The organism is Thalassolituus sp. UBA2590, assembly GCF_002339775.1.
Taxonomy (GTDB): domain Bacteria; phylum Pseudomonadota; class Gammaproteobacteria; order Pseudomonadales; family Oceanobacteraceae; genus Thalassolituus.
This window is the reverse complement of sequence record NZ_DDKU01000006.1, coordinates 1-7501: the sequence shown is the minus strand read 5'-3', so window position 1 is coordinate 7501 and position 7501 is coordinate 1. Positions and strand designations below refer to the sequence as shown.

Sequence of the window (7501 nt, the reverse complement as noted above, 5' to 3'; positions counted from 1 at the left end):
ATATCTAAGCTGGGCGGCCCGACACTGAACCGTATCGCTTCAACCGTCACTCTGTTGTTCGCCGCTATCGTCTGCGGCCTGGTTGGCTGGTACTCAGGACAGTATGTACAACTTGCTTTTGAATTTCAGGATATTGCCTTCGCCGATATCCCAGCCTGGCCGCTGCAACTCATCATTCCGTTTACATTTGGTTTAATGGGCCTGCGTTTTTTCATTCAGGGCATCGCCGCTGCGACCGGTAAGGAACTGACTGCATGAGTATTCTCGTTACGGCACTCCTGCTGTTACTTGCACTGGCGGGTGCCCCTCTGTTTGCTGTGATTGCCGCATCAGCCATGTGGGGGTTCTTTCAGACCGAGGTCGATCTCCAGGTGATGGCGGTTGAGATTTACCGGGTTGCCGAAATGCCGGTTCTGATTGCTATTCCGCTATTTACCTTTGCTGGTTACCTGATGGGTGAAAGCAAGGCGCCTCAACGACTGGTGCGCATTACAGATGCCTTTCTTGGCTGGATGCCCGGCGGGCTGGCCATTGTCGCTCTGGCAGCCTGTGCGCTCTTTACGGCGTTTACCGGCGCATCGGGCGTTACCATCGTCGCTCTGGGTGCATTACTCGTTCCAGCGCTCAAGAAAGCCGGTTATCGGGAGAACTTCAACCTGGGCCTGGTAACTACGTCAGGCTCTCTCGGCCTACTGTTTGCGCCGTCACTGCCATTGATTCTGTACGGTGTGATTGCCCAACAGATGTCGCTGGAGACGCCTGTCAGCATCGATGACCTCTTCCTTGCTGGTATTCTGCCGGGCTTATTGATGCTCACCGCACTGTCGATGTACAGCGCATGGCAATCGCGTCACCTGCCAAAGTCGAATCACACCTTCGATCGCGCTGAAGCCTGGGCAGCTATCAAAGACAGCGCATGGGAAATTCCCCTGCCGTTTGTCGTTCTGGGTGGCATCTACGGCGGCTTCTTCGCCGTTTCTGAAGCAGCAGCCATCACTGCCTTCTATGTACTGATAGTTACCGTGATTATCCGCCGGGAAATTACCTTTACTCAGCTACCTGTAGTGATGCGAGACTCAATGAAGCTGGTTGGTGCTATCCTCCTGATCCTGGCAGTATCACTGGCATCAACCAACTACATGATTGATGCAGGCGTCCCTGAAAAAGTCTTTGATACGATTCAGGCACACGTCACAGACGGTTTCACTTTCCTGTTGTTGCTGACCATCTTCCTGCTGATTCTCGGCATGATGCTGGATATTTTTTCTGCCATCGTGATCATGATTCCGATTATTCTGCCAATTGCGGTACAGTACGGAATCCACCCGATTCACCTGGGCATACTGTTCCTGGCAAATATGCAGCTTGGATACTTTACTCCTCCGGTCGGGATGAACCTGTTTATTGCGAGTTTCCGTTTTAATAAACCAGTAATGACGTTATATCGAGCGACCTTGCCGTTCTTCTTTATTCTGCTGGCAACCGTTCTGATCATTACTTACTGGCCGGGATTAAGTCTGCTTCTTGTGGAGTGACGACATTTCATGATGAATGCCTGACCCTTCTTTACCGCGCCTTGCCCCTGTTTACCGTGGCCAGGCGTAGAGTAAAAGTCATTGGCATCTGCCATGTTCATGATCGCCACTTCATAGCGGCACCCAATTTAAGCGGGCCCCTGTTTCAGGGTTGCCCGCTCTTTTTTTGAGGTACATAACATGTCGATCATGCAGTCTGTTATGCGTCGGCTGGTCACTCTGACCGTCAAATCGCAGCTGAACCCCAGGGTTCCGGTCACCACTCAGCGTAAACGGCTCGACCTGCTGCGCTTTACGCCGATGCCAGGGGGAATAAAAGAATCCCATACCGAGCTTGCCGGTATCCCAACACGCCGTCTGACACCAACGCCCTGCCACGGTGCCATCCTGTATTTGCACGGGGGAGCTTATTGCACTGGCTCACCAGACAGCCACAGGGAAATGGTTGCCCGTATCGCGCGTAGCACTGAGCGTGAGGCCTTTATTCTTGATTACAGGCTTGCCCCTGAGGCTCCTTACCCCGCAGCGCTTGATGATGCCTTAGCAGCCTATACAGATCTCCTGTCGCGTCATCAGGATATCGTCATCATGGGTGACTCTGCTGGCGGTGGCCTGGCGATGGCATTAGCCGAAGCAATCAGCAAAACTGACTATGCCCAGCCCAATGCTATGGTGCTGATGTCCCCCTGGTGCGACCTGACCTGTAGCGGGCCGACCATCGACAGCAACAGGAAAATCGATCCTATGCTGCACCCTTTATGGCTGACTTCATCAGCTGAAATGTATGCCGCCAGTACAGCAAAAGACGAACCGGGGTTATCTCCCCTGTTTGGGGACATGAGCGGATATCCGCGTACGCTGATTCAGGTAGGATCTGATGAAATTCTGCTGTCCGACTCAACCCGTGCTGAGAGCGCAATGAAGGAGGCGGGGGTCGACGTCACACTTCAGGTTTCTGAAGGTATGTGGCATGTATTCCAGTTCCACGCCGCCTTCCTGAAGCCGTCAAAGAAAGCTGTGTATAGAATCGGCGAGTTTTTGCGCCAGTAAACCTGCATAAAAAATGCTGTACTGAGGCTAGCCCAGTACAGCATTCTTTATTGTTACATCGACTGAATCAGAACGAGTAATTGAAGGTCAGGTTCGCATTACGCGGTGCACCATAGATAGCACCTGACTGAATACCCGTCACGTACTTCTCATTCAGAATATTATCTACGTTAAGTTTCAGCTTCGCCTGATCATTGAACGTATAAGCTGCGAATGTATCCACCACCATGTAAGCGTCCTGCTTGTTTTCATTTTCTTTGTAGGCATCAGACTTCCAGGTAGCCTTCGCGCCCAGACGTACCGCCGGTGCAAACGGCAATACCGAATCGTAACGCGCCTTCCATACAGTGCGAGGAATCCAGGTAGACGTGTTATCGCCACTATCATCAGTAACACGAAGACGAGTAACACCAACGGCCAGATTAGACTCCTCTGTTACCTCACCGGCGATCTCTGCTTCAAAGCCTTTCGAATTTACGTCGGCTGGTACGTAGTAGGTTGTCGTATCCTCACGTTGGCCACCAACAATCGCTACCCCTTGCTGCTCTGCCTTGAATACCGCAAAGGTTGCGAGAACACGATCATTGAAGAACTCGGCTTTTGCTCCAGCCTCATAGTTCACACCCTTCATTGGATCAAGATAGTCACCGTTGATGTCGCCGTTATCCTGATTCTGATAAATATCAGAATAAGAAACATAAGTGGTAAAGTCGTCACTGACATCCCACGTCAGTCCTGCATAAGGGCTGGCTTCTTCAAGGTCCGGGTAATAAGTGCTCTCTGTGGTAGAACCATAGATAGAGCTGCCCTCTCGCTTCAGTTTAATAACGTTAACACCCGCGATTAGATTAAGCGTATCGGAAAGACCGAATCGTGATGAAGCATAAAAACGACTCAGTGATTTTTCACCGTCTCCGCGTTTCTCTTTTAAGCCGAATTCCGGCTCTGGGTAATCATCGCCGTCATAGTCGTCAAACGCTGGATATGGAAGAAAACCGCCAGACAGTACGGGACGGTTGTACGTCGTATTTTCATCTTCAATCTGGCTGACACCCACGAGAACACTGTGATAATTACCGAAGGCTTCAAACTCACCAGAGAGGTTCACATCAAATACGAGAGACGACTTTTCTGTATAGCCAGCGTAAGGCCAACCCACCAACCCTGTGTTGTCGTCATTCAAGCCGCCGCCGAGGGTGTAAGCGTACAGAAGGCGACTCTGACCATCGTAGCTGTTTGCATGAACGCTGGCTTTGGCTTCCCAACCAGATCCGAGGTCATGAAGGTACTCAACGAACATGTTCCGGCTTTTCGAATTCCAGTAGGTCCAGTCAGCAGAAGGCGAAGACGAAACATCAAAGTCAGCATAACCGCCATTAGCGTAGTTAAGCGTCAGAGATCCCCACATCGGGGAATCCTGCTCACTATTCTGGAAGCTTGAGCCGAAGGTCAGAATGCCACTGTCACCGACCTGGCCGTCCACGACCCAATAAAGCGAAGTGCGGCGGGTTTCAAGATCGCGGATATGCGAGTTCTTATTCTCCTGAACAGCAACAACACGTCCGGCCCAGCGACCATCACTCGTAAGTACCTTGTTACCGTCGACACCGAGGCGGACCTGATTATAGGAACCAAGTGTAAATAAAATTTCAGCTTCGTCCTCGTTAGTCGGCCGCTTACGCACATAGTTAATGGTGCCGGATGAATTACCAACCCCTGTTAACAGTCCATTCGCGCCCCGAACCAACTCAATACGTTCAAACAAGAAAGTGTCCTGCTGTCCCAGAACGGTACCGTAATCGTTACTGGTACCCAGACCGTCTACCTGCGTCAGCTGAATCTCAAAGCCTCGTGCATTATATGAGGTACGATTTGTTTCATATTCCTGAACATCAATACCGTTCATCATTTTTAACGCATCATTGGTTCCAGACGCGTCGTAAAGATCCATCGCTCGATCATCGAGAATCGTAATCGACTGAGGTGTCTCTTTGAGAGAGAGTGGCAGGCCGATTGCGCCCTTAGAAACCCGATTGTCCCGAGCTGCAGTAATTGAAACAGCATCAAGTTCTACCGACTGATCCGAAGAACTGTCCTCGGCGTACACGAGCTGAGAGAGTGTGGTGGCCAGGATCGCGGCCGCGAGTGGAGTGCGAATACTAAACATATTTACTGCCTTCAGTGAGAAGTTAAAACTCAGGCGCAATCAGTCTGCACCATAAGCCCGGCAGTGATTCTAACGATTGGATCATTTATCGTAAAGGCGAATCGTTCGTATTATGCTTTTGTTTTTATAGGGTATTTGCCTACAAAAAAACCCGCACTAGGCGGGTTTCTTTAAACTGAATAACTTCAGCTTAGTCTTCTGTGACTACGTCTTCTGCTTCAACAACAGGACGGTCAACCAGTTCAACGAACGCCATAGGCGCGTTGTCACCGGCACGGAAGCCACATTTCATAATACGAATGTAGCCGCCAGGGCGGTTCTGGTAACGAGGACCAAGATCAGTAAACAGTTTACCTACTGCTTCTTTGCTGCGAGTGCGAGCAAAGGCCAGACGACGGTTAGCAACTGAATCAACCTTAGCAAGGGTGATCAGTGGCTCAGCTACACGACGCAGCTCCTTCGCCTTAGGCACAGTAGTCTTGATGATTTCATGCTCGAACAGGCTCACAGCCATGTTTTTAAACATAGCCTGACGGTGTGAGCTTGTGCGATTGAAGTGGCGACCACTTTTACGATGACGCATGGTTTTATTCCTTCACTACTTACGCAAGAACTTTGTCGTCGTTGCGGAGACTGGCAGGTGGCCAGTTCTCAAGGTGCATACCCAACGACAGTCCGCGTGATGCGAGAACGTCTTTGATTTCGGTCAAAGACTTCTTACCCAAGTTAGGTGTCTTCAGCAGCTCAACTTCAGTGCGCTGGATCAGATCACCAATGTAGTAGATGTTTTCAGCCTTCAGACAGTTAGCAGAGCGAACGGTCAGCTCCAGATCGTCCACTGGACGCAGGAGAATCGGATCGATCTCTTCTTCTTCACGAACCTGTTCAACGACTTCGTCGTTCTCGAGGTTAACGAAGATAGCCAACTGCTGCTGCAGGATGGTCGCGGAACGACGGATTGCTTCTTCCGGATCGATAGTGCCATCAGACTCCAGATCGATGATCAGCTTATCCAGGTCAGTACGCTGTTCTACACGAGCGCTTTCGACGCTGTAAGAAACACGTTTAACCGGGCTGTAAGTTGCATCGAGCTGCAGTTTGCCAATCGCCTTGGTCTCTTCATCGTTCTGATTGCGAGCTTCAACAGTCTCGTAACCACGACCTGAATCGATCCGAAGGGTCATTTTCAGTTCAGCGCCTTCACCCAGGTGAGCGATGACGTGATCTGGGTTGGCAATTTCAACACCATGATCCAGTTGAATATCAGCAGCTGTCACTGTACCCGGACCAACTTTGGTCAGAGTCAGGTTCGCCTCGTCACGTTCATGTAATTTGACCGCTACACCTTTGAGGTTCAGCAGGATTTCAATTACATCTTCCTGAACGCCGTCGATAGCGCTGTACTCATGGAGTACACCTTCGATTTCACATTCGGTGATTGCTGCGCCTGGCATAGACGACAGCAGGATACGACGTAACGCGTTACCCAGAGTATGACCAAAACCACGCTCCAGCGGCTCAAGTGTTACCTTGGCATGGGTACCGGATACTTCGTCCACCTGGATGTTACGAGGTGTCAAAAATTCATTCACTGCACGCTGCATAGCTGCCCCTTAAGTTCCTCTATTACTTAGAGTAAAGTTCCACGATGAGGTTTTCGTTGATCTCTGCTGGGAGATCAGCGCGCTCAGGAACTGCTTTAAAAGTTCCTTCCATCTTGCCGGCATTCACATCAATCCAACCGCAGTCAGCACGCTGACCAGCCAGATCGAGTGCAGTCTTGATGCGATCCTGAGACTTTGACTTCTCACGGACAGCTACCACATCACCGCCTTTAACCTGGAAGGAAGGAATGTTAACGGACTGACCATTAACAGTGATTGCTTTGTGAGACACCAGCTGACGTGCTTCAGCGCGGGTAGAACCAAAGCCCATACGATAAACAACGTTATCCAGACGTGATTCCAGCAGCTGCAGCAGGTTTTCACCGGTTGCACCTTTACGACGAGCAGCTTCTTTGTAGTAGCTACGGAACTGCTTCTCGAGGATGCCATAGAGACGACGGACTTTCTGCTTCTCACGAAGCTGCAGACCGTAGTCAGACAGACGACCACGACCAGCGCCATGAACGCCAGGCTTGGTTTCTAATTTACATTTTGTGTCCAGAGCACGGACGCCACTTTTCAGGAACAGGTCAGTTCCTTCACGACGCGCGAGCTTACACTTAGGACCAATATAACGTGCCATTATTGAGCCTCCTTATACGCGACGTTTCTTAGGTGGACGACAGCCGTTATGTGGGATCGGAGTAACATCAGTGATGTTAGTGATCTTGTATCCACATGCATTCAGGGCACGAACAGCTGATTCACGACCTGGACCAGGGCCTTTGACCTCTACATCCAGATTCTTCAGGCCGTACTCTTTAGCGGCTTCTCCTGCACGTTCTGCAGCAACCTGTGCGGCAAACGGCGTGCTCTTACGTGAACCACGGAAACCTGAACCACCTGCGGTTGCCCATGAGAGAGCGTTACCCTGGCGGTCAGTGATGGTCACGATAGTATTGTTAAAAGAGGCGTGGATGTGCGCGATGCCATCGACGACCGTCTTTTTAACTTTTTTCTTCGTTGATCTTTGTGGCTTAGCCATTTTTAAATCCTGCTTTTAATATCAACACTGCAACAAGTCGAATGCAGCTACACTAAAAGAGCAGATCCGGGTAATAAATTACTTACGGATCGGCTTGCGC

General features: G+C 50.5%; 8 protein-coding genes. 3 read left to right on the top strand and 5 right to left on the bottom strand.

Going from position 1 to position 7501, the window contains the following annotated elements; all coding sequences use genetic code 11:
- From B2067_RS00590 to B2067_RS00580, 3 genes are all read left to right on the top strand, one after another.
- Positions 1-258 (top strand): TRAP transporter small permease (locus tag B2067_RS00590; protein WP_301387164.1); only part of this gene is annotated, 258 nt, incomplete at its 5' end.
- The gene (locus B2067_RS00585) at positions 255-1535 is read left to right on the top strand and encodes a TRAP transporter large permease (protein WP_068443312.1); all 1281 of its coding nucleotides are present in this window, start codon (positions 255-257) and stop codon (positions 1533-1535) included. The genes B2067_RS00590 and B2067_RS00585, both read left to right, overlap by 4 nt.
- Before the next feature lie 180 nt (positions 1536-1715).
- Positions 1716-2585, top strand: a complete 870-nt coding sequence (locus B2067_RS00580; RefSeq protein WP_068442838.1) for an alpha/beta hydrolase — start codon at positions 1716-1718, stop codon at positions 2583-2585.
- 67 nt (positions 2586-2652) lie between these two features.
- Here B2067_RS00580 and B2067_RS00575 read toward each other — a convergent pair whose 3' ends face one another.
- The 5 genes from B2067_RS00575 to rpsK form a co-directional block, all read right to left on the bottom strand.
- A complete protein-coding gene (locus B2067_RS00575) occupies positions 2653-4752 on the bottom strand; it encodes a TonB-dependent siderophore receptor (protein WP_301387163.1) in 2100 nt (699 codons plus the stop codon).
- 190 nt (positions 4753-4942) lie between these two features.
- On the bottom strand, positions 4943-5335 hold the full coding sequence (gene rplQ, locus B2067_RS00570; RefSeq protein WP_068443309.1) for a 50S ribosomal protein L17: 393 nt from the start codon (positions 5333-5335) through the stop codon (positions 4943-4945).
- Between the two features lie 19 nt (positions 5336-5354).
- Positions 5355-6356, bottom strand: coding sequence for a DNA-directed RNA polymerase subunit alpha (locus B2067_RS00565; RefSeq protein WP_068443306.1), 1002 nt, complete (start codon positions 6354-6356; stop codon positions 5355-5357).
- A gap of 22 nt (positions 6357-6378) precedes the next feature.
- On the bottom strand, positions 6379-6999 hold the full coding sequence (rpsD, locus tag B2067_RS00560; protein WP_068441860.1) for a 30S ribosomal protein S4: 621 nt from the start codon (positions 6997-6999) through the stop codon (positions 6379-6381).
- A 12-nt stretch (positions 7000-7011) separates the two neighbouring features.
- Complete coding sequence (gene rpsK / locus B2067_RS00555; protein WP_068443303.1) at positions 7012-7401, bottom strand: 30S ribosomal protein S11; 390 nt, start codon at positions 7399-7401, stop codon at positions 7012-7014.
- Positions 7402-7501 lie beyond the last annotated feature (100 nt).